The sequence below is a fragment of the Mesorhizobium sp. B2-6-1 genome, from assembly GCF_006440475.1.
Taxonomy (GTDB): domain Bacteria; phylum Pseudomonadota; class Alphaproteobacteria; order Rhizobiales; family Rhizobiaceae; genus Mesorhizobium.
Map to the genome: position 1 here is coordinate 342,775 of NZ_VFUH01000001.1, position 20,242 is coordinate 363,016.

17 protein-coding genes are annotated in these 20,242 nt (G+C 63.3%); 7 read left to right on the top strand and 10 right to left on the bottom strand.

Annotated elements, in window-relative coordinates; all coding sequences use genetic code 11:
- Nucleotides 1-56: 56 nt before the first annotated feature.
- The 3 genes from FJ443_RS01740 to FJ443_RS01750 are packed head-to-tail and all read right to left on the bottom strand — an operon-like array spanning nucleotide 57 to nucleotide 2,783.
- Complete coding sequence (locus FJ443_RS01740) at nucleotides 57-959, bottom strand: SDR family oxidoreductase (RefSeq protein WP_140662540.1); 903 nt, start codon at nucleotides 957-959, stop codon at nucleotides 57-59.
- Complete coding sequence (queG, locus tag FJ443_RS01745; protein ID WP_140662542.1) at nucleotides 956-2,110, bottom strand: tRNA epoxyqueuosine(34) reductase QueG; 1,155 nt, start codon at nucleotides 2,108-2,110, stop codon at nucleotides 956-958. Before queG ends, FJ443_RS01740 begins: the two co-directional genes overlap by 4 nt.
- Entirely contained in the window at nucleotides 2,091-2,783 is a 693-nt protein-coding gene (locus tag FJ443_RS01750) for a glutathione S-transferase family protein (RefSeq protein WP_140491712.1), read from the bottom strand. The genes queG and FJ443_RS01750 overlap by 20 nt, the downstream gene beginning before the upstream one ends.
- 318 nt (nucleotides 2,784-3,101) lie before the next feature.
- Here FJ443_RS01750 and FJ443_RS01755 point away from each other — a divergent pair, with 318 nt between their 5' ends.
- Together FJ443_RS01755 and FJ443_RS01760 are read left to right on the top strand one after the other, a co-directional pair.
- Nucleotides 3,102-3,908, top strand: coding sequence for an undecaprenyl-diphosphate phosphatase (locus FJ443_RS01755; RefSeq protein WP_140524368.1), 807 nt, complete (start codon nucleotides 3,102-3,104; stop codon nucleotides 3,906-3,908).
- Nucleotides 3,909-4,152: 244 nt separating this feature from the next.
- Nucleotides 4,153-5,793, top strand: a complete 1,641-nt coding sequence (locus tag FJ443_RS01760) for an ABC transporter substrate-binding protein (protein ID WP_140662545.1) — start codon at nucleotides 4,153-4,155, stop codon at nucleotides 5,791-5,793.
- Between the two features lie 207 nt (nucleotides 5,794-6,000).
- Here FJ443_RS01760 and FJ443_RS31530 read toward each other — a convergent pair whose 3' ends face one another.
- From FJ443_RS31530 to lepA, 4 genes are all read right to left on the bottom strand, one after another.
- Entirely contained in the window at nucleotides 6,001-6,336 is a 336-nt protein-coding gene (locus FJ443_RS31530) for a hypothetical protein (protein ID WP_246681189.1), read from the bottom strand.
- 233 nt (nucleotides 6,337-6,569) lie between these two features.
- Complete coding sequence (locus tag FJ443_RS01770; RefSeq protein ID WP_140662547.1) at nucleotides 6,570-7,310, bottom strand: hypothetical protein; 741 nt, start codon at nucleotides 7,308-7,310, stop codon at nucleotides 6,570-6,572.
- Nucleotides 7,271-8,851: an RNA-directed DNA polymerase gene (locus tag FJ443_RS01775; protein ID WP_140662552.1), complete on the bottom strand. Its 1,581-nt coding sequence runs from the start codon at nucleotides 8,849-8,851 to the stop codon at nucleotides 7,271-7,273. The genes FJ443_RS01770 and FJ443_RS01775 overlap by 40 nt, the downstream gene beginning before the upstream one ends.
- 82 nt (nucleotides 8,852-8,933) lie before the next feature.
- Nucleotides 8,934-10,739, bottom strand: a complete 1,806-nt coding sequence (gene lepA / locus FJ443_RS01780) for a translation elongation factor 4 (RefSeq protein WP_140551741.1) — start codon at nucleotides 10,737-10,739, stop codon at nucleotides 8,934-8,936.
- 211 nt (nucleotides 10,740-10,950) lie between these two features.
- On the opposite strand from lepA, the gene FJ443_RS01785 reads away from it, so the two are divergent.
- The 5 genes from FJ443_RS01785 (at nucleotide 10,951) to msrA (ending at nucleotide 14,857) form a co-directional block, all read left to right on the top strand.
- A complete protein-coding gene (locus tag FJ443_RS01785; RefSeq protein ID WP_140662555.1) occupies nucleotides 10,951-12,030 on the top strand; it encodes a TadE/TadG family type IV pilus assembly protein in 1,080 nt (359 codons plus the stop codon).
- Between the two features lie 179 nt (nucleotides 12,031-12,209).
- Complete coding sequence (locus FJ443_RS01790; RefSeq protein ID WP_140491726.1) at nucleotides 12,210-12,581, top strand: endonuclease domain-containing protein; 372 nt, start codon at nucleotides 12,210-12,212, stop codon at nucleotides 12,579-12,581.
- Nucleotides 12,582-12,894: 313 nt separating this feature from the next.
- Entirely contained in the window at nucleotides 12,895-13,599 is a 705-nt protein-coding gene (locus tag FJ443_RS01795; RefSeq protein ID WP_140662557.1) for a DUF1223 domain-containing protein, read from the top strand.
- 120 nt (nucleotides 13,600-13,719) lie between these two features.
- Nucleotides 13,720-13,998: a hypothetical protein gene (locus FJ443_RS01800; RefSeq protein ID WP_140559132.1), complete on the top strand. Its 279-nt coding sequence runs from the start codon at nucleotides 13,720-13,722 to the stop codon at nucleotides 13,996-13,998.
- A gap of 133 nt (nucleotides 13,999-14,131) precedes the next feature.
- Nucleotides 14,132-14,857 (top strand): peptide-methionine (S)-S-oxide reductase MsrA, encoded by a 726-nt coding sequence (msrA, locus tag FJ443_RS01805; RefSeq protein WP_140491732.1) that lies wholly within the window; start codon nucleotides 14,132-14,134, stop codon nucleotides 14,855-14,857.
- Nucleotides 14,858-15,085: 228 nt separating this feature from the next.
- On the opposite strand, the gene FJ443_RS01810 is transcribed toward msrA, so the two are convergent.
- From FJ443_RS01810 to FJ443_RS01820, 3 genes are all read right to left on the bottom strand, one after another.
- The gene (locus FJ443_RS01810) at nucleotides 15,086-17,698 is read right to left on the bottom strand and encodes a mechanosensitive ion channel family protein (protein WP_140662559.1); all 2,613 of its coding nucleotides are present in this window, start codon (nucleotides 17,696-17,698) and stop codon (nucleotides 15,086-15,088) included.
- A gap of 138 nt (nucleotides 17,699-17,836) precedes the next feature.
- Nucleotides 17,837-18,841, bottom strand: a complete 1,005-nt coding sequence (locus tag FJ443_RS01815; RefSeq protein ID WP_140662561.1) for a cytochrome d ubiquinol oxidase subunit II — start codon at nucleotides 18,839-18,841, stop codon at nucleotides 17,837-17,839.
- An 11-nt stretch (nucleotides 18,842-18,852) separates the two neighbouring features.
- A complete protein-coding gene (locus tag FJ443_RS01820) occupies nucleotides 18,853-20,214 on the bottom strand; it encodes a cytochrome ubiquinol oxidase subunit I (protein ID WP_140655143.1) in 1,362 nt (453 codons plus the stop codon).
- Nucleotides 20,215-20,242 lie beyond the last annotated feature (28 nt).

Here is a 20,242-nt window from a genome sequence, read left to right on the forward strand (position 1 = left end):
ACCGCCCTGTTTTCTTTTCCGACGCATTCCGGCCCGAAACCGTGTCACGGAATGCGTCAGCGTTTCATCGGGCTGCGCGGCGCGCCGTCGCGCCAGTCGCCGCTTGCCCACATATGGTCGAAGGCGGCGCGGTAATCCGGGAAGCGGAACCGGTAGCCCGCCGCCTTGAGCGCCGCGTTGGCGACGCGCTTGTTCTCGCCATAGAAGGACCGCGCCATGGGCGAAAGTTGGGCGGCCTCGAAGGGAATTTCAGGCGGCGGTGTGATGCCCATCAGCGCGGCGGCATAGGCCACCACGTCCTGCGGCGGCGCCGGCTCATCGTCGGTGACGTTGAAGATGCCGCCCGTATCATCCCCGATGAGATGCCACAGCGCGCCAGCTATATCGTCGCAATGGATGCGGTTGAACACCTGGCCGGGCTTGACCAGCCGCCGCGCGGTGCCGTTTTCCAGATTGACCAAGGCGTTACGGCCGGGGCCGTAGATGCCGGAGAGCCGCAACACCGCCACCGGCCGGCCGATCTCGCGGCCAAGCCGCAGCCAGTCCTGCTCGGCCGCCATCCGCATCGCCGAGCGTTTCGACACCGGCCGGCATTGCGTCGTCTCGTCGACCCAGGCGCCGCCATGGTCGCCATAAACGCCGACGGTGGAGAGATAGCCGATCCATTCGAGCACGGGCATCCGGACGATCGCCTCGCGGGCGGCATTCAGCACGGGATCGCCGGCCTCCTCGGGCGCGATCGAGATCACCAGATGGGTTGTTGTCGCCAGCGCGTTGGTGAGTTCGCCGGTCAGCGCGCCATCGAACAGCAGCGGCGCGATGCCGGCCTGGCGGAGCGCCTCGAATTTTTCCACGGAGCGCGTCGTGCCGCCGACCGTCGTGGCGGACTCCCTGTTGGCGCGCGCAAAAGCCTTGCCCGAATAGCCGGCGCCGAAGATGAATATCCGCTTTTCACTCATGCAGGCGCCCTGGCTGGAACCGGCCGCGCCCATTCCTCACGCACGGCCGCGTCGCTCTCGGTTTCCAGGCCGGTCGCGGCGCGTTCGGCATATTCGGCCTCGGGCACCAGCCGCGCCAGCGCCCATATTGCCGCGCCCCGCACCAGCGGCGAGGCGTCGGCGAGCAAGGCGCGCACCGCGCCGGCAAGCGCGGCATCGCGAGAATTGCCGGCAGCGATCAGCACGTTGCGGACAAAGCGGTCGCGGCCGATGCGCTTGACCGGCGAACCGGAAAAGAAAGCGCGAAACGCCGTGTCGTCCAGCCGCAGGAGATCGGCCAGCGCCGGCTCGCGTAGATCGTCGCGCGCGGCGAGCTTGGCCTCGGACGCCACCTTGGCGAACTTGTTCCACGGGCAGGCGGCGAGGCAATCGTCGCAGCCATAGATGCGGTTGCCGATCGCCTCGCGGAATTCATGCGGGATCGGCTCCTTGTTCTCGATGGTGAGATAGGAGATGCAGCGCCGCGCATCGAGCCGGTAGGGCGCCGGGAAGGCATCGGTCGGGCAGGCGTCGAGGCAGGCGCGGCAGGAGCCGCAATGGTCCTCCTCCGGCAGGTCTGGAACCAGTTCGGCCGTCGTGAAGATGGTGCCGAGGAACAGCCAGGAACCATGCTGCCGGCTGACCAGATTGGTGTGCTTGCCTTGCCAGCCGAGCCCGGCGGCCTCGGCCAGCGGCTTTTCCATGACGGGCGCCGTATCGACGAAGACTTTGACGTCGCCTCCCGCCCGCGCCACGATCTTGCCGGCGATTTCCTTCAGCCGGCCCTTCATCACCTCGTGATAGTCGCGGTTTTGCGCGTAGACCGAGATCGCGCCCCGGTCGCGCCTGGCCAACAGGTCGCGGGGATCGTGGTCCGGCCCGTAATTCATCGCCAGCACGACGATCGAACGCACCTGCGGCCACAGGCTTGACGGCTCGCTGCGGCGTTGCAGCGTCTCGGCGATCCAGCCCATGGAGCCGTGGAACCCGTCTTCGACAAAGGCGGCGAGCCGGGCCGGCGCCAGCGGGATCGCATCGGGGGTGGTGACGGCGACCGCCTCGAAACCGGCGCGCCGCGCCTGCGCGTCGATCAGCGCGCGCAGTTTTGCGGCGTCAGAAGTCGAGGTCCGCATAATGCGACACCGGCGACAGGCCGCGCACCCGGTCGGTCAACAGCGGCCGGAACGAAGGCCGCGACTTGACCCGCGTGTACCATTCGCGCGCGGCGGTGTGCTCGCGCCAGTCGATCTCGCCGAGATAGTCGAGCACCGAAAGGGTGGCGGCGGCGGCGAGGTCGGCATAGGTGACCCTCGATCCGGCCAGCCAGTGGCGGGTGCCGGCCAGCCAGTTGGTGTATTTCATGTGCTGGCGGATGTTGGCCCGCGCCGCACGGATGGCGGCCGAATCGGGCGAGCCGCCGCCGGCGGTTTCCGGCATGACCGGCTTCAGCACGCGCTCGCGCACCAGATGCCGGGTGACCTCGCTCTCGGCCTTGTGGAGATACCAGTCGGTCAGCCGGCGGATCTCGGCGCGCTGCATCGGGTCCTCGGCGAACAGGCGCTTGTCGCGCTTCAGGACGCCGCGCGTCTCGTCGAGATATTCCGAGATGACCGTGGCGCCGACGATCGGCACGTCGCCCTCGGCCAAAAGGATCGGCAGCGTGCCGGCCGGGTTCAGCGCCAAGAACTCCTTGCGCCGCGTCCACGGCTTCTCCTCGATCAGCGCCAGCTCCTCGCCATACTCGCCGAAAGCGAGGCGCACGAACCGGCAGGAGGCGAACATGGGATGATGGAAAAGCGTCAGCATGGTTCCGCGATGATAAAGCGCACTGGTGGTTTGGATTTGAAGTTCCTGTCCCCTCAACGGCATCCGCGTTCAGGAACTTCAAATTCAAACCACACCAGAACTTGAAGTTGGCAGTGTGGCTCAGAATCCGGAATTCGCGCATCGCGCTCCTCCCGGGTATGGCGAATTCCGGATTGCCACACTGGCGAATCGCCGGGCGCACCGGTAAGTCTTGGCCGCCCGGTAAGCGGGCCGTCAGGGTGTTGCGACCTATAGGGGGAGTTCGGCGCCATGACAAGCAAGCCCTGTCAGCCCATCCAGCGAATGCCGAGGTAGCCAATGGAAAGCCAGACAATCGTCGAAGCCCTGCTGCTCGGTCTGCTGGAGGGATTGACCGAGTTCATTCCGGTGTCCTCGACCGGCCATATCCTGCTCGCCGGCCACTTTCTCGGCTTCCACTCGACCGGCAAGGCCTTCGAGATCCTGATCCAGCTCGGCGCCATCCTGGCCATTCTGAGCGTCTATTTCCGGCGCTTGTGGCAGATGCTGCTCGACCTTCCGCATGACCGGCTGACGCGGCATTTCGTCATCGGCATCCTCATCGCCTTCCTGCCGGCGGCCATCATCGGCGCGCTGGCGCATGATTTCATCAAGACCATCCTGTTCGAATCGCCGCGGCTGATCTGCATCATGCTGATCATCGGCGGCGTGGTGCTGCTCGCCGTCGACCGCATGAAGCTGAAGCCGATGTACCGCGACGTCGAACGCTTCCCGACGCGGCTCTATTTGCAGATCGGGCTGTTCCAGTGCCTGTCGCTGATCCCCGGCACCTCGCGCTCGGGATCGACCATCGTCGGCGCGCTGCTGCTTGGCGTCGACAAGCGGGCGGCGGCGGAATTTTCCTTCTTCCTCGCCATCCCCACCATGGTCGGCGCCTTCGCCTTCGACCTGTTCAAGAACCGCAACGTGCTGACGTCGGCCGACCTGCCGATCATCGCCGTCGGCTTCGTCGCCGCCTTCGTCACCGCGCTGCTGGTGGTGCGCCTGCTGCTCGATTACGTCTCGCGCAAAGGCTATGCGCTGTTCGGCTGGTGGCGGCTGGTGGTCGGCATCGTCGGGCTGGCCGCGCTGATGATCTGGGGGTGACCTCGTCATCCACGGGCGAAGCAAGGAGCGCAGCGACGCCGCGCAGGCCCGTGGATGACGAAGGTGAAGGCCTTCGCGGGCCCCCTTCATGCGAACCTCCTGCGGAGCAGCGCACAAGTCTTGCGGATTCCAGAACACTCCGCTGCGTAAGCTCGCCCTATCATCCCTCAGGCAATGGCGTCCGGCGAGCCGCATCCGCCCCCGCGCAGGCGGCCGGCCGGGCGCCCAACAAGAGGGAACGACGATGAAATTCATGCTGACCGACAGGAAACTGCACCCAAAAGCCAAACCCGTCGCCGAGGATTTCAGGAGCGGCGCCATCAACCGGCGCGAATATTTGGCGCTGATGGCCGGGCTCGGCGTCAGCGCCGCCGGCGCTTTTGCCCTGGGCGGGCTGGCGCCCACGCCCGCCCGCGCGGCGGAGCCCAGGAAGGGCGGCGTGCTGCGCGTCGCCATGAACGTCAAGGGTTTCAAGGATCCGCGCACCTTCGACGGCGTCGAAATGTCCAACGTCGCGCGCCATTGCAACGAATATCTGGTGCGCTGGAACACCGATTTCTCGTTCGAGCCCTGGCTGCTCGAAAAATGGGAGATGAGCGACGACGCCAAGACGCTCACGCTGCATGTGCGCAAGGGCATCACCTGGTCGAACGGCGATGCGTTCAACGCCGACGATGTCGTCCACAACCTCACCCGCTGGTGCGAGGCCGGCGTTGCCGGCAATTCGGTCGCCGCGCGCATGGGCGCGCTGGTCAATGCCGACACCAAGAAGGTGGTCGATGGCGGCATCGAGAAGGTCGACGACTACACCATCAAGCTAAACCTGCCCAAACCGGACATTTCCCTGATCGCCGGCATGGCCGATTATCCCGCTTTGATCATGCACCGCTCCTATGAGGGCGACGGCGATCCGCTGAAGGCGCTTTCGATCACCACCGGCCCTTGCGAGCTGGTGAAGTGGGATGCCGAGACGGGAGCCGAGGTGAAGCGCAAGGACAAGCCCTGGTGGAAGGGCGAATTCTACCTGGATGGCATCCAGTGGATCGACTACGGCTCCGATCCCAACGCCATGCTGTCGGCGTTCGAATCCGGCGAGATCGACACCGACCACGAGACCGCCTCCGATGCCGTCTCGCAGACCGAGCAGATGGGCCTGAAGAATTCTGAGATCGCCACCGGCTCCACCATCGTCGCCCGCTTCAACGTCGCCAACGCGCCCTATGACGACGTCAAGGTGCGCCGCGCCGCCCAGCTCGCCGTCGACAACTCGGCCGTGCTGGCGCTCGGCCTCGGCGGCCGCGGCAAGCCTGCCGACAACCACCATGTCGGCCCCATGCATCCCGAATATGCCGATATCGGCCCGGCCAAGCGCGACGTGGACGCCTCGAAGAAGCTGCTGGCCGAGTCCGGCAAGGCCGACCATGAATACGACCTCATCTCGGTCGACGTCGAATGGCAGAAGAGCACCGGCGACGCGATCGCCGCGCAGATGCGCGAGGCCGGCCTCAAGATCAAGCGCACCGTGCTGCCCGCCGCCACCTTCTGGAACGACTGGAGCAAATATCCCTTCTCCTGCACCGAGTGGCTCGGACGCCCGCTCGGCGTCCAGGTGCTGGCGCTGGCCTATAAATCGGGCGCCGCCTGGAACGAAAGCGCCTACGCCTCGAAGGAGTTCGACGAGCTGCTCGACAAGGCGCTCGCCACCCCCGACGCCGCCCAGCGCAAGGAGATCATGGCCGGCATCGAGAAGAATTTGCGCGATTCAGGCATCATCATCCAACCCTACTGGCGCTCGGTCTACCGGACCTATCGCAAGGGCATCGAAGGGTGCGAGCAGCACCAGGCGCTGGAACAGCATTTCGAGAAGGTTTGGCTGGAGGGGTGAGAGGCGGTCCGCGTCAGCGGACGAAAAGCCAATTGCTTGGCTTTTCGAGCCTCGAACGCCCTGAGCCTGCGAAGGGCTGGGGACGCCGACGCTGGTCTTCCCTTCTCCCCTTGTGGGAGAAGGTGGCCTCGCGAAGCGAGGTCGGATGAGGGGTGCTCCAGCTTGGCGCCACGTCAACAGCGAACCGAACCAGAAAATCCCAACGCCTCACTCCGCTGGAACACCCCTCAACCGTCTCGGCGCTGCGCGCCGATCCACCTTCTCCCACAAGGGGAGAAGGTCAGCGGCGTCAGCGCCCCGCCCCCATGCAGCAACGAGTGCGGTGAGCCGCATCCATAAAGTGAAGGTTTTCTGCGCGCTGATCATGACCAGCCCCGCCGCCCAAAGCGTGATGCCGCTGGCATAGGAGGGCACGCTGGCCTCCAGCCCCGCCGCGCTGCCGGCCGTCAGCCGCGTCTCGCCGGTCAGGAAGGTCAGGAAGCCCGCGGCTACGCAATCATTGCCCAGCCGTTGGTACTTCATGGTCAGCAGTGCGGCGGCCACTACTAGCGCCGCGCCGTCCATCGTCCAGAGTGTTTCGCGCAGCGGAGCGCTGGCGACGAAGGTGCCGGCAGGCCGAAGGCACCGCCGATGGCGAGACCGAGAGAGGCTACTGTGTCTGAAGTGGTGCGCATGTGGTGTCTCCCCCAAGGCGGGAGGATACGCCAGGGTAGCAAGGTCTTGAAAGCGGAAGGTTGCGTGTCGACTGCCATCCTCATTATGACGGTGACGACACGTTAATGGGATACCTCTCCACTGGAGATTGTATAAGAGAGTCTCTGGAAAAATTCGGATAAGTCGGAGCCGGATGCGCCGTAAACTAGTTCGTCTATGTGCGTGGTAAACTCGATTCCTAGTAGCGGATTTAATATTGTTACGGCCTTATATACCTGCTTACCTTCGTAATATCGCAACGCGGAGTAGGTGATCACCTGACGCAAATCATGGCTGCGAAAGTGCCTATCGACGTACTTCATCTCTACTAATGTATCAGAAAACTCAAAGTCACCCTTGCAACTTTGGATGATGCCGTGTCCCTTGTAGGATGGCACACTTACCTGGTCTAGCGTGACACCCTGTCCTCTAAAGTAGTGACGGAGCCACTGAGCCAATCTATCAACTTCCTCAGCCTCCGGCGCGCTCAATTCATCTTTTTCTGTCGTAAACTCCACGATGTTGGCTCTAAGAAAATCCAACGCGCTTGCAACTGCTGCTAATCGCAAAACCTCTACCGATTCTTTCGGCCGTTGGATGGACTCAAAGAAAAGAAAATAGCCCGCTTCGCTGATTAAATCTCGCCGCGAAGGACTGCTCGTAGGATGAGCCGGCCCACTTACCCGATTGTAGGCCAGATTCACTGACCGTGTGACAGCTTCCAAGTTCGGAAGCGCGCTACGCCAGAAGTTCGAGTACTGTGAAGCAAACAACCTTTCGCTTATCATATCGCTAACGCTGCGTTTGGCTTCTCTGATCTCCATTCTCGAACAATCATTTCAAAGGCGTCAAATCTACTTTTCGTATGGTCTCGCCAGTGAGACCCCTCATCGACCATCGAATACGATGCCAATATGAGAGCTCTGCGTTGCCAACCTGACACTGCTCCAAAATTTGCCTTGAACATGGACAACCATGAGAAATTGCCCCAGTTCGAGAAAATCATGATTATGTCACGCCGTATTAACTCAGATACCTCTCTATCGAAGCATCTATGGAGGTAATTTCGGGTTTGAATGGAGTTATGCTTACCTACAACCCGGTTTGCGTAGGCGACGTGCATGTCTAAGGCCATAACTTCGTGACCGCTATCATAAAGATTTATTATTTTGTCGCAAATGCCGGCCTTTTCTCGCTCGCCAAGATCCTCGAAGATCTGATACACAGTTTGAAATACCGTTGGCGCGATAGGATAAAGAGCATCCATATTATCGAGCATTGACAGCACCGCTCCATACTTTGCGCCAGTGCCAACCATTTTCAACGCTTCGACAATTTTTCGTGTGGTGGGAATGTGCACTCGGGTTTGCGACAGCTGCTCATTCAGGAGCGCAACGACATCAATCTCTTCCAGCTCATCTTTGAGCTCGTCGTATTGCTTAGCCGCGTTGGGTGCGTATGGATCGAATCTTAGTGTTAGAGACATAAGCCGCTGTATCGGCGATCGGGTTTCCCTATCATCACCCCCTCGTATCTGCGACAAAACGTGCTTGAATTCAGACGAAGTCAGTATCCGTGTCTTTGATTTTTGAAGGGATAGCCCCTCATTATCAAGCGCCTTGTATATCTCGACAATAATTTCATGAGCTTCCTTTTTACTAGCACAGAAAACGTGATAGTCGTCTGCATAACGGAGGAAGTGAACGCCAGAACTGAAAAGATATTGATCGGAGTTTGCGAGAGCCAGTTCTGCCAGAATTCGCGCAGCCGGACCACCGATTGGCAGACCAGCTGATCTTGTTCCCGTAAAATGCTTCAGATATTCGAGGATCGTCTTTCGAACATCCGAAAACACCCCGAGCATTCGAAGTGCGTTGTCGAGCTTGTGATGGCTTATCCTAGAATAACAATCAGCTATATCGCATATTACGACATGGCTTTTGTGTTCGCATTCAGAGATGGACCTATCGATAAAGTCCTTCCAGGAGATATCACGCCGAAAAAGATCTCCCGAGAGGTAATTGTCTTTGTTCAATCTGTAAGAGAAAACCCGATCCGGCCCAAGTCTGGCCGCCTCTATGGTTTCGGCGATTGAAAGAACATTTCCAAGCAGAAAGACGTTCCACAATGGGTCTAATTGAGACGCCCATCTAAACCCGGAATGATTTACGGCCACCAGAGAACGGATGTCATCCGGCGGTTCTTGCACAAACATTTTATCAAACTCAGAATATCGTTTTACCAATAAGCTGGCAACATCATCCCTCTTGTCGCTCATTATTCTATTTTCGATCGGAAATGGAAATATGTCAGTGTCACCGTGCTTATAGATATTATCTATAGCCGCGTAGAAAAATTTCTTCATAGAGCGCCGCCAACCCCGTGTCCCCTAGAAGTTGCAGAGTATCTAGGAATGCCGCGGGATCAAGCTGGCTGGAGCAGTATTCTCAATCGCCCATCTTCAGCGCCTGGATAAACGCCTCCTGCGGAATGTCCACCTTGCCGAACTGCCGCATCCGCTTCTTGCCCTCTTTCTGCTTGTCCAAGAGCTTGCGTTTGCGGCTCACGTCGCCGCCGTAGCACTTCGCGGTGACGTCCTTGCGCAGCGCCGAGATGGTTTCGCGGGCGATGACCTTGCCGCCGATCGCGGCCTGGATCGGGATCTTGAACAGATGGTGCGGGATCAGCTCCTTCAGCTTCTCGCACATCTGGCGGCCGCGCTTTTCCGCCGCGGTGCGGTGGACGAGCATGGAGAGCGCGTCGACCGGCTCCTCATTGACCAGGATCGACATCTTCACCAGGTCGCCCTCGCGATAGTCGGTGAGGTGATAGTCGAACGAGGCGTAGCCCTTGGAGATCGACTTCAGCCGGTCGTAGAAATCGAAGACGACTTCGTTGAGCGGCAGATCGTAGGTCAGCATGGCGCGCTTGCCGACATAGGAGAGGTCGGCCTGGATGCCGCGCCGGTCCTGGCAGAGTTTCAATATGCCGCCGAGATAGTCGTCAGGGGTGAGGATGGTGGCGCGGATCCACGGCTCCTCGATGGCCGAGATCTTGACCACGTCGGGCATGTCGGCCGGGTTGTGCAGTTCCTTCACCGAGCCGTCATTGAGCAGCAGCCGGTAGACGACCGATGGCGCGGTGGCGATCAGGTCGAGGTTGAACTCGCGCTCCAGCCGCTCCTGGATGATTTCCAGATGCAGCAAGCCGAGGAAGCCGCAGCGATAGCCGAAGCCGAGCGCCGCGCTGGTTTCCATTTCATAGGAGAAGGAGGCGTCGTTGAGGCGCAGCTTGCCGACGGCGGCGCGCAGATCCTCGAAATCGGCGGCGTCGACCGGGAACAGGCCGCAGAACACCACAGGCTGCGCCGGCTTGAAGCCGGGCAAAGCGTGCGCGGTCTGGCGCTTGTCCTCGGTGATGGTGTCGCCGACGCGGGTGTCGGCCACTTCCTTGATCGAGCCGGTGAAGAAGCCGAACTCGCCGGGGCCGAGTTCGTCGACATTGATGCGGGCGGGCGTGAACACGCCGGTGCGCTCGACCAGGTATTTGGCGCCGGTGCCCATCATGCGGATGGTCTGGCCCTTTTTCAGCACGCCGTCGATGACGCGCACCAGAACGATGACGCCGAGATAGGCGTCGTACCAGCTGTCGACCAGCATCGCCTTCAAGGGCGCGGTCGCGTCGCCCTCGCGCGGCGGCGGCAATTGGTGGACGATGGCTTCGAGCACATCGGGAATGCCAAGGCCGGTCTTGGCCGAGATCAGCACGGCGTTGGAAGCGTCGATGCCGATCACCTCCTCGACCTGCTCGCGGATGCGCTCGGGCTCGGCGGCCGGCAGGTCGACCTTGTTCAGCACCACGACGATCTCATGGTTGTTGTCGATGGCCTGGTAGACGTTGGCCAGCGTCTGGGCTTCGACGCCCTGAGAGGCGTCGACCACCAGCAGCGAGCCTTCGCAGGCGGCCAGCGAGCGCGACACTTCATAGGCGAAGTCGACATGGCCGGGCGTATCGATGAGGTTGAGGATATAGTCCTCGCCATTGTTGGCGCGGTACTTCAGCCGCACCGTCTGCGCCTTGATGGTGATGCCGCGCTCGCGCTCGATGTCCATCGAGTCCAGCACCTGCTCCTTCATGTCGCGCAGCTCCAGCCCGCCGGTGAGCTGGATCAGGCGGTCGGCAAGGGTGGATTTGCCATGGTCGATATGGGCGACGATGGAGAAATTCCTGATGTGGTCGAGGGGCGTGCTCATGCCGCGCGCTTTAGCAGGGGCGGCTTGCTGCGGCAAGGCTTGCGGCGCAAGGGGCGCCTTGGCCATCACAAAGCGGTGAGCCGGGCGGAAAAGCCCGAAACAGCGGGCGGGTGCGGCCGGATGCTTAAACTTTGAACGATCCTCTTAGACCCCGGTTTGCCGGCGCATGTTAGTTCCCCCGCAGGTAAACCGTTTTTTGGGGTAAGAAAAAATGCCAGGGCTTGCAGGAAGGTTCGCCCGCTCTCGCGGCGGCTCGATGATGCCGCTGTTCTTCATCAGCCTGGTGCCGCTGGTCACCGTGGTCGGCTTCTCGGTCGATTATACGTCGGCGGTCCAGACCCGGTCCAATATGCAGCAGGCGCTCGACGCGGCGACGCTGGCCATCACCACGCTGCCGAAGACGACGGCGCTGGCGGCCCGCCAGCAGATGCTACAGGACACCTTTGCCGCCAATGGCGGGCAAGGCACCGCCACGCTGGTGAGCTTCACCATCGCGGCCAACGGCACCGCCACGGCGCAGGCCTCGGCGAGCTTCGCCATGCCGACCGACTTCATGCAGATCGCCAGAATCGACACCGTGCCGGTCGGCGTCACCTCGGCGGTCAACAAGGCGGCGGCCCTGGTGCAGACCACCTTCAAGATCGAGAAGGCGTCGGGCTGGTGGGACAAGACGATGTATCTCTACGGCACGCGATTCGGCTCGACCACGAAGCAGAAGCTGATGCAGATCAGCTATGTCTACAACAAGGGCGGCGACCCCAAGGGCTATGGCACCACCACCGTCTCCACCGTGAGCGGCACCACGCTTACCCAGGTGCAGCAGCAGGTGTGCAACACCACGGCGGTCGCCAATTTCAACAACACGCCCTCCGGCGCCATCACCAGCACCGACGGCAACGGCGTCATGCGGCAGACCGTCTGCACCACCACGCCGGCCAACAGCACCGGCGCGGTCATCGACGTCAGCCAGATGGACCAGCTCTATCTCGAGATGGACGTGCCTTCCGCCGCGACGGCCAAACCGGCCCAGCCGACCACGCTCAGGTCGAACGACCCGAACACCTCGAACCGGCTCTATATCGGCACCAGCCCGACCGACATGCCCGAAATCGCCACGGGCCAGACCGTCGATATCTTCACCGCCGTGCCGTGCGGCCAGACAGGCTACCAGGCCTGGGAAGACGGCGGCTCCGCCGTGCCGGCGCCTGTCGTCAACGCCGACTTCTTCTACACCGTGATGGGCAAATGCGACTTCAACCAGCGCCCCTCGCAAACGGTGCTGACGCAGTGACACTGCGGCTTCTTCCTTCTCCCCTTGTGGGAGAAGGTGGCCTCGCGAAGCGAGGTCGGATGAGGGGTGTTCCAGGCAACGCCAACGCCTCACTCCGCTGGAACAGCCCTTTTGCGTCTCGGCCTCGTCCCGTCCGCCGGGGCTATAGACGGATCGCAGCGTTCGACTAGTCTGGCGCCATGCCGCATCAACCCGTCACCCCCGCCAAGCGCAACTTTGCTCGCTCACTCCGCCGTGACATGACGGAGGCGGAAGACAGGCTTTGGCAGGAACTGCGAGACCGCAGGCTGGACCGGATCAAATTCAGGCGCCAGGTTCCTTTCGGAAAATACATTGCCGATTTCGTTTGCCTCGAAGCCGGGCTGATTATCGAGATCGACGGCAGCCAACACGCGGACTCGGATGCTGACCGGATCCGCAAGGCCGAGCTGGAGGCGAGGGGTTTTCGCGTTCTGCGCTTCTGGAACGACGATGTCCTGAAAGAGATGAATGCCGTTTGCGACACGATCATCGCCTATGTGCGGGACAGAAGTCTGCAGCCCTGGAGATAGTGGCGCCGTCTTCCCTTCTCCCCTTGTGGGGTCCGAAGGACGGGGCGGGACGCGTGGCTCGCCCCCGGGCGGTGGCCTCGCGAAGCGAGGTCGGATGAGGGGTGTTCCAGGAAACGCCAACGTCTCACTCCGCTGGAACACCCCTCAACCGTCTCGGCGCTGCGCGCCGATCCACCTTCTCCCACAGGGGGAGAAGGAAGAACCCGCGCTGGCGCTCAATCACAAACCGGTGAGCGCTGTAACGAAGCGATAATTGGCGGCGAAGTGGGGACATGAGCGGCGCGTCGCGGCGCCGTCGCCCACGGAGCATTCCATGTCGCAAGCCAAACGCAGCAGGTTCCTCGCAGTGTCCAGCCTGGGCGCGCTTGCGCTCGCGGCGTCGCTCGGTGCGGCCGCGGCGCAGCCGCTTACCGTTATCGAGCTGTTCACCAGCCAGGGCTGTTCGTCCTGCCCGCCGGTCAATGCCAATCTGATCAAGGTCAAGGACCAGCCCGGCGTGCTGGCGCTGTCCTTCAATGTCACCTACTGGGACTATCTCGGCTGGAAGGACATTTTCGGCCGGCAGGAGTTCACGCAACGTCAGGTGAGCTACGAGCCGCCGCTCGGCCGTGACGGGCCGTTCACGCCGCAGGTGGTGGTCAACGGCCGTGCCGATGCGGTCGGCGCCGCGCCCGGCGAGATCGAACGGCTGATTGCGGCGAGCGGACGCATCAAGGGACCGTCGCTGTCGCTCGATGGCGGCAAGGCCAGCATCGGCGCGGGGAGCGTGCCGGGCGGCAAAGCCGACATCTGGCTGGTGCGCTATGCCAGGGGCGTCGTCGAGGTGCCCGTGGCGCGCGGCGAGAACACCGGCCGCACCTTGCCGCACGGCAATGTCGTGCATGCGCTGAAGAAGCTCGGCAGCTGGACCGGAGAGGCGACGACGCTCGACGTGCCGGCGGCCGCCGATGGCCTCAGCACCGCCGTGCTGGTGCAGTCGCCCGGCGGCGGGCCGATCCTGGCCGCCGCCGCCGATTAGCTTACCTCCGGGAACTTCCCGTTTGCGGGGAGAGACCATCAGAAATTGCGCAACGCCGCGCCTGCGGCGCCGCAACAGCCGGCCGCCGCGAGGGCGCGCCACCCAACCAAGGAGACCATCATGACCGTTCTTTCCCGCCTGACGCTGCCGGCGCTTGCGCTCGCTTTGTGCTCGACGGCATTGCTGGCCGGCGGCATCGCCCGTGCCGACGAGGCCACCAACGCCATGAAACCCGCCGCGGACGCGATGAAACCGGCAACCGATGCGATGAAGCCGGCCGACCCGATGGCCACAAATGCCATGAAGCCCGCCGCCGATGCGATGAAACCGGCGGACGCCATGAAACCGGCGACTGACGCGATGAAGCCGGCGACTGACGCGATGAAGCCTGCCAACTAGGTCAAGCCGCGGCGGAGAGTTACGCACCCGCTGGGGCCGCACGAGAATGTGAGCCTCCGCCGCAACTCGCGCATCGCACCGGCTCCGCTAATTCAATAGACTGGACCCTATGCAAGCCATGAGGAGTGCAACCATGACCGACATCAAGAACCGTTCGAGCGGCTTCGTCCGCGGCGCGCTCGCAGCTTTCGCGCTCGCCGTCGCGGGCGCCGCCTTCTGGCTCACCCCAGCGGTTTCGGCGGAAGACGCCGTGGTGATCCCGCCACCGGCGCTGGATGAAAAGGCCGCGGGCGGCAGCGAGACGGCAGTGTTCGCCGGCGGCTGCTTCTGGGGCGTGCAGGGCGTGTTCCAGCACGTCAAGGGCGTCACCAAGGCGGTCTCGGGCTATACCGGCGGCGCCAAGGACGACGCCGTCTACGAGACCGTGGGCACCGGCCGCACCGGCCATGCCGAATCCGTCGAGATCACCTACGATCCCTCCAAAGTCACCTATGGCCAGCTGCTGCAGGTGTATTTCTCGGTCGCCCACAATCCGACCCAGCTCAACTACCAGGGTCCGGACCAGGGCACGCAGTACCGCTCGACTATCTTTGCGGAGAACGAGGCGCAGAAGAAGATCGCGCAGAGCTACATCGCCCAGCTCGACCAGGCCAAGCTGTTTTCCAAGCCCATCGTCACCACGATCGAAACCGGCAAGACCTTCTACCCGGCCGAGGAGTACCACCAGGATTTCCTGACGCTCAACCCGACCTATCCCTACATCGTCTACAACGACCTGCCAAAGGTGGCGAATTTGAAGACGCTGTTCCCGAAGCTTTACAGCGACAAGCCGGTGCTGGTGCTGTCGGCCAGCAATTGAGTCTTCGCAGGGTGAGAAGAACGACAGGTCGGCGGGACGGCGCCCCCCTCTGCCCTGCCGGGCATCTCCCCCACGAGGGGGGAGATCGGCGGCCTCGCCGTCCCGCCCCGCTGTCAACGTTAGAAATTGGCGAAAGCCGTCGCGACATCCAATCTCCCCCCTCGTGGGGGAGATGGCCGGCAGGCCAGAGGGGGGCGCGAGGGATCGCGGCCTCTCCTGCGAAGAAGGCTACACCCTCTTCCGCCACGGCAGGCTCCAGCGCGCCTTCTCCAGCGAGGCCTTGGTTTCGACCGTGGCCGGGGCGGACTGGGCTTCTCGGTATTGCACCGAGCCCCGCGGCGGATAGGGCAGGCTGTCGTTGAGCTCCAGCCTGTCGAGCTGGCTGAAATCGGGGAAAGGCAGTTTTTCCTCCTCGCGCCAGGCGCTGACCCGCTTTTCCGCGGCGATGCGCTTTTCCTGGTCGAGCGGCAGGTCGGCGGCGCTGTATTCCAGCTGCGCCGGGAAGGCGAACTGGGCGCCGGCCTCGTCCATCACCGCGATCATCGACAGCAATATGTCCTCGCGGATGGCGAGAAACTCCGAGCCATCCGCGGTCGTGATGTAGGTGAAGACCTCGATGTCGAGTGAATAGGGGCCGAAGCCGACGAAGCGCACGCGGCACGGGTCGTCGATGACGCGCGGATGAGCGATCAGGAGCTTGCGCAGCGCCGCCAGCGTGTAGCGCAGCTGGTCGGGCGTCGTCTCGTAGCGCAATTGCAGCGTGGTGGCGAAGCGGGTGCGGTCGCGATGGGCGTAGTTCTCGATCTGCATGCCGGCGAAGTCGGAATTGGGCACCGAGATCACCGTGCGGTCGACCGAGCGGATGCGGGTCGAGCGCATGCCGATATGCTCGATGGTGCCGGACTGGTTGCCGAACTTGCAGAAGTCACCGACGCTGACCGGCCGGTCGGCATAGAGCGTCAGGCCGGAAAGAAAATTCTGCAGCGTTGGCTGCGCCGCCAGCGCCACCGCCAGGCCGCCAATGCCGAGGCCGGCCAGCACGCCCTGATAGGGGATCGCCAGCACCTCGGCCAGGAGCAGGAAGGCGACCACCAGGGCGGCGATGCGCGCCACGCCGGTCAGCAGCGAGATCAGCGTCTCGTGGTAGCCGGGCACGTTGAAGGTGGCGCGGTAGCGCTCGGCGATCTTGCCGATCAGGTGCCAGACGACGGGAACCGCGCCGATCAGGATCAGGCTCCAGGCCGCCGCCTTGGCGGATGCCGCGATCACCTGCGGCAAGCCGAGCGGCCGCAGCGCAAACAGCAGGAACAGGCCGAGGAAGATCGAGCGCACCGCCCATTCGACGACGCGGAAGAAGCCGGCCCGCCCCGAACTCCTGCCGCGGCGGGCGAAGAACACGACGACGGCGTTAGCAAGGAAGCCGAAGGCGATGCCGGCAAGCACGGCAATGCCGAGCCCCAGCCATTGCCAGCGTTCGATCGGCCCGGCGCGGGTCAAAAGGGCAGGGCTGATCTCGCGGGCAAGGCCCCTCGTGGCGAAGAACGGATCGTTGCTGGCGAAGGCGGTGAATTCCGGCGCCACCGGCGCATCCTCGATATCGGCATAGAGCGTGCGGATGTTGGCCAGCGTTTCCGGCGTGAATTTCCACAGCTTGCCGCCTTTCTCCGTCCCCACCGGAGCGACGACGATGTTGCCGGCCGGGTGCTCGAAATACACATAGGGCGTGTTGCTTTGGGGATCGTCGGGAATTTCCTGCCAGTAGACGTAGCCGATGCGGTCGATGACTTTCTTGAGATAGCTCTCGAGCAGAACCGCCTCGTCGGACCGCACCGCCGGATTGTAACCGCGCATGTCGAGCGCCGTTTGCGTCGAACCGCCATTCTGGTCGGCGATGCCGCCGAGCAGCATCTTGAACGTGTCGCGCGGCGAGGCGAGCTTGGCCGGATCGTCGACCATGTCGGGGGCTTCGCCACGCGCCGCCTGGAACTCGGCGAGCTTGGCCTGCAGCACGGCGAGCTGCGGCCCGACGATGAACCATTCGCCGGCCTTGCGGCGGAAGGTGACGTCGAAGAAAACCTTGCTGCCATATTGCAGCAGCCTGGCTGTCACCTCGTCGCCGGGGATCGCATCATGCGGCAGGTTCCACAGGCGCAAGGTGGCGTTGTCGATCACCGAAAACAGGAGCTTGGTGTAATCGGGCATGTTGAGGCCGCCGCGATCGGCCTCCGTGACGTCGACGAGGCCGGCCGCCAGCGCGGCAAGGCCCATGCCGCCGCCGGTGGCGCGCGGCACATTGTCGGCGCCGCTCTCGTTCATGGTCTGCAGGAATGAGCGCATCGTCGTCATCGGGCTGGTCTGGTCGACCTTGAGGGTCTCGGCGGCGTCGACGCGCACGCCCGTCCACCATTCGGCGGTGGCGGATTCGAAACGGCCCATGAAGCTGGCGCCGTCCGGCGCCATGACGAAGCTGAACTCGCCCTGGCGACTGCCCTCGAACCAGCGGCCGAACAGCTTTTCGCCTTCGGCCTTGGCTTCGATGCGGCCGTCATACAGGGGATAGACGCCCTTCACCTCGGCGCCGTCCTGCTCGAAGGTGATCTGGGCGCCGCCGCCGCGCCATTTGGTGTCCCAGACACCGGCCCAGTTGGCCGTCTGCTGGGCATAAGCGGGCTGAATGACAGGCAGCAGGCCGGCCAGCGCAAGCGCGGCGATCAGCGTGACCAGGCGGATCAGGACCAGAGCAATTCCAGGAAAGCGGCGTAGCGATTTTCCCGGGAAAACTGCGTAGCGCTGCCGCGCCTGCGGATCGTGTTCTATCGAGGCAACCGGGACACCGCGCATTGCATTGCCCTTCTTCTCGGACCGCTGCCATCAAGCCGCAGCATGTCGCGGAAGGTTATTCCGCGTGAAGATGAATATTGTCTTTCCGGCAGGCGACAGGCGGCAGGCGGAGGCGATGATTTCGCGCCGCCTGGCCCTTCAATCGTAGGTCAGGTCCCTCGCCTTGCCGCCGAACACGCGGTAGGCATAGAAGGAATAGAAGATGATGATCGGCAGCACGACCACGGTGCCGGCCAGGATGATGGCCAGGCTTTCGGGTGCGGAAGCCGCCTGCCAGATGGTCAGCCTGTCGGGCACCACGAACGGATAGAACGACCAGGCGAGCCCGGCAAAGCCCAGCGCGAAGATGGCGGCCAGGGTCAGGAACGGCGTCAGCGAATGGCGGTCGTCGGGCCTGGGCAGATGAGAGGTCTGCCGCCACAGCCCCAGGAACAGCAGCGCCGACACGATCGGCAGCGGCGACAGATAGAGCATTTCGGGCAGGACGAACCATTTGGCGAAGATGCGCGGGCTGGCGAAGGGCGTGGCCAGCGACACGGCAGCCATGCCGAGCGCGGTCAGCACCAATGTGGTGCGCAGCCAGCGCACCGCCTTCTTCTGCAAGTCGCCTTCGGCCTTGTAGATGACCCAGGCCGCCCCCATCGCGGCGTAGGCCGCCGCCAGGCAGAACGCCACCAGCACGCCGAACGCCATGCCCCCCAGGCCGAAGTCGAGGCCAAGCACATAGACGCCCAGCATATAGCCTTGCGCCAGTGAGGCGATGAGCGAGCCGAGAAAGAAGATGCGGTTCCAGCGATGCTTGCGCTCCGTCGCCACCTTGGCGCGGAAGTCGAAGGCCACGCCGCGCAGGATGAGGCCGACCAGAAGCACGAACACCGGGATATAGAGCGCGCTGAGGATGACGCCATGCGCCATCGGAAAGGCGACCAGCAGAAGGCCGACGGCCAGCACCAGCCAGGTCTCGTTGGCATCCCAGAACGGGCCGATGGCGGCGATCATGGTGTCCTGCTCGGCGTCCTCGGCCGCCGCGAACAGGATGCCGATGCCGAGATCGAAGCCGTCGAGAATGACGTAGATCAGGATGGCGAGGCCCATCAGGCCGGCGAAGATGAGGGGGAGCAGGGTCGGCCAGTCATAGGTCATTTCTCTCTCTCCTACTCGCCAGCCGCGGGCTGCGACATCGGCTTGTTGAGCACGCCCGGCAGCGGCGAGGTGTCGCCGTCCTTGGCCGCCTTCAGCGCCAGGTGGACCAGAACGCCGAGATAGGCGATCAGCAACAGCACGTAGAGAGCGAGATAGACGGCCAGCGTCAGCGCCACATGGCTGCCGGCCACCGGGCCGACGGCGTCGGCGGTCCTCAGCACGCCCGTCACCAGCCAGGGCTGGCGGCCGATCTCCGTCGTATACCAGCCGGCGAGCGTCGCCACCCAACCGGAGATGGTCATCGGCACCATGAGCAGCGCCAGCGGCCTCGGCAAGCTATGACGGCGCTTGAGGAAGAAGGCGGCCGACCAGGAGACGGCGAGCATCAACAGGCCCGTGCCGACCATGACGCGAAAACCCCAGAACACCGGGAAGACGGGCGGATGGTTGCCGGGATAATCGTTGAGCCCCGGCACCACACCGCCGGCGCTGTGCCGCAGGATCCAGCTCGCCCCGTCGGGAATGGTCACCTCGAACCTGTTTTCCCTGGCCGCTTCATCCGGAATGGCAAACAGCACCAGCGGCACGTTGGGGCCGGTGTTCCAGTTGGCCTCCATGGCGGCGATCTTCTGCGGCTGGTGCTCGAGCGTGTTCAGGCCGTGCTGGTCGCCGGCAAGGATCTGGATGGGGATGAGGATGGCGGCGGTGAAGACGCCGGTGCGCAGCGCCTTCCACATCGATTCCGAGCGGTCGCCCTTGAGATAGCGCAGCGCCGACAGGCCGGCTATGAGGAACGATACCGTAAGCCCGGAGGCGAGCAGCATATGGACGAGACGGTAGGGCATGGAGGGATTGAAGAGGATCGCCCACCAGTCGACGGCGTGGGCGACGCCGTCGCGCATCTCGAAGCCGACCGGCGTCTGCATCCACGAGTTCAGCGCGATGATCCAGAAGGCCGACACGGTGGTGCCGCCGGCCACCAGCACGGTCGCCAGCGTGTGGATGCGGTTGGAAACGCGGCGGAAGCCGAACAGCATGATGCCGAGGAAGGCCGCCTCGAGGAAGAAGGCGGTGAGGATTTCGTAGGCCAGCAGCGGCCCGGCGATGTTGCCGACCGTTTCCATGTAGCCCGGCCAGTTGGTGCCGAACTGGAAGCTCATGGTGACGCCGGAAACCACGCCCATGGCGAAGGACAGCGCGAACACCTTCACCCAGGTGAAATAGGCTCGCATCCAGGCCGAATCATTGGTCGCGTTGTAGCGCAGCTTGAAGAAAAGCAGCACCCAGCCGAGTGCGATGGTGATGGCTGGAAACAGAATATGAAACGAAATATTCGCACCGAACTGGATGCGCGAAAGGATGAGCGGGTCCATGGCGGGCTCCGGCTGCTTCTAATAAGCG

What these genes read in the sequence shown, in the direction of transcription:
- FJ443_RS01785 (WP_140662555.1), top strand. Translation starts at nt 10,951, where the DNA reads ATGCCAGGGCTTGCAGGAAGGTTCGCCCGCTCTCGCGGCGGCTCGATG.
- FJ443_RS01795 (WP_140662557.1), top strand. Translation starts at nt 12,895, where the DNA reads ATGTCGCAAGCCAAACGCAGCAGGTTCCTCGCAGTGTCCAGCCTGGGC.
- FJ443_RS01775 (WP_140662552.1), bottom strand. Translation starts at nt 8,851, where the DNA reads ATGAAGAAATTTTTCTACGCGGCTATAGATAATATCTATAAGCACGGT.
- FJ443_RS01740 (WP_140662540.1), bottom strand. Translation starts at nt 959, where the DNA reads ATGAGTGAAAAGCGGATATTCATCTTCGGCGCCGGCTATTCGGGCAAG.
- queG (WP_140662542.1), bottom strand. Translation starts at nt 2,110, where the DNA reads ATGCGGACCTCGACTTCTGACGCCGCAAAACTGCGCGCGCTGATCGAC.
- msrA (WP_140491732.1), top strand. Translation starts at nt 14,132, where the DNA reads ATGACCGACATCAAGAACCGTTCGAGCGGCTTCGTCCGCGGCGCGCTC.
- FJ443_RS01770 (WP_140662547.1), bottom strand. Translation starts at nt 7,310, where the DNA reads ATGGAGATCAGAGAAGCCAAACGCAGCGTTAGCGATATGATAAGCGAA.
- FJ443_RS01810 (WP_140662559.1), bottom strand. Translation starts at nt 17,698, where the DNA reads ATGCGCGGTGTCCCGGTTGCCTCGATAGAACACGATCCGCAGGCGCGG.
- FJ443_RS01760 (WP_140662545.1), top strand. Translation starts at nt 4,153, where the DNA reads ATGAAATTCATGCTGACCGACAGGAAACTGCACCCAAAAGCCAAACCC.
- FJ443_RS01755 (WP_140524368.1), top strand. Translation starts at nt 3,102, where the DNA reads ATGGAAAGCCAGACAATCGTCGAAGCCCTGCTGCTCGGTCTGCTGGAG.
- FJ443_RS01815 (WP_140662561.1), bottom strand. Translation starts at nt 18,841, where the DNA reads ATGACCTATGACTGGCCGACCCTGCTCCCCCTCATCTTCGCCGGCCTG.
- lepA (WP_140551741.1), bottom strand. Translation starts at nt 10,739, where the DNA reads ATGAGCACGCCCCTCGACCACATCAGGAATTTCTCCATCGTCGCCCAT.
- FJ443_RS01820 (WP_140655143.1), bottom strand. Translation starts at nt 20,214, where the DNA reads ATGGACCCGCTCATCCTTTCGCGCATCCAGTTCGGTGCGAATATTTCG.
- FJ443_RS01800 (WP_140559132.1), top strand. Translation starts at nt 13,720, where the DNA reads ATGACCGTTCTTTCCCGCCTGACGCTGCCGGCGCTTGCGCTCGCTTTG.
- FJ443_RS01790 (WP_140491726.1), top strand. Translation starts at nt 12,210, where the DNA reads ATGCCGCATCAACCCGTCACCCCCGCCAAGCGCAACTTTGCTCGCTCA.
- FJ443_RS01750 (WP_140491712.1), bottom strand. Translation starts at nt 2,783, where the DNA reads ATGCTGACGCTTTTCCATCATCCCATGTTCGCCTCCTGCCGGTTCGTG.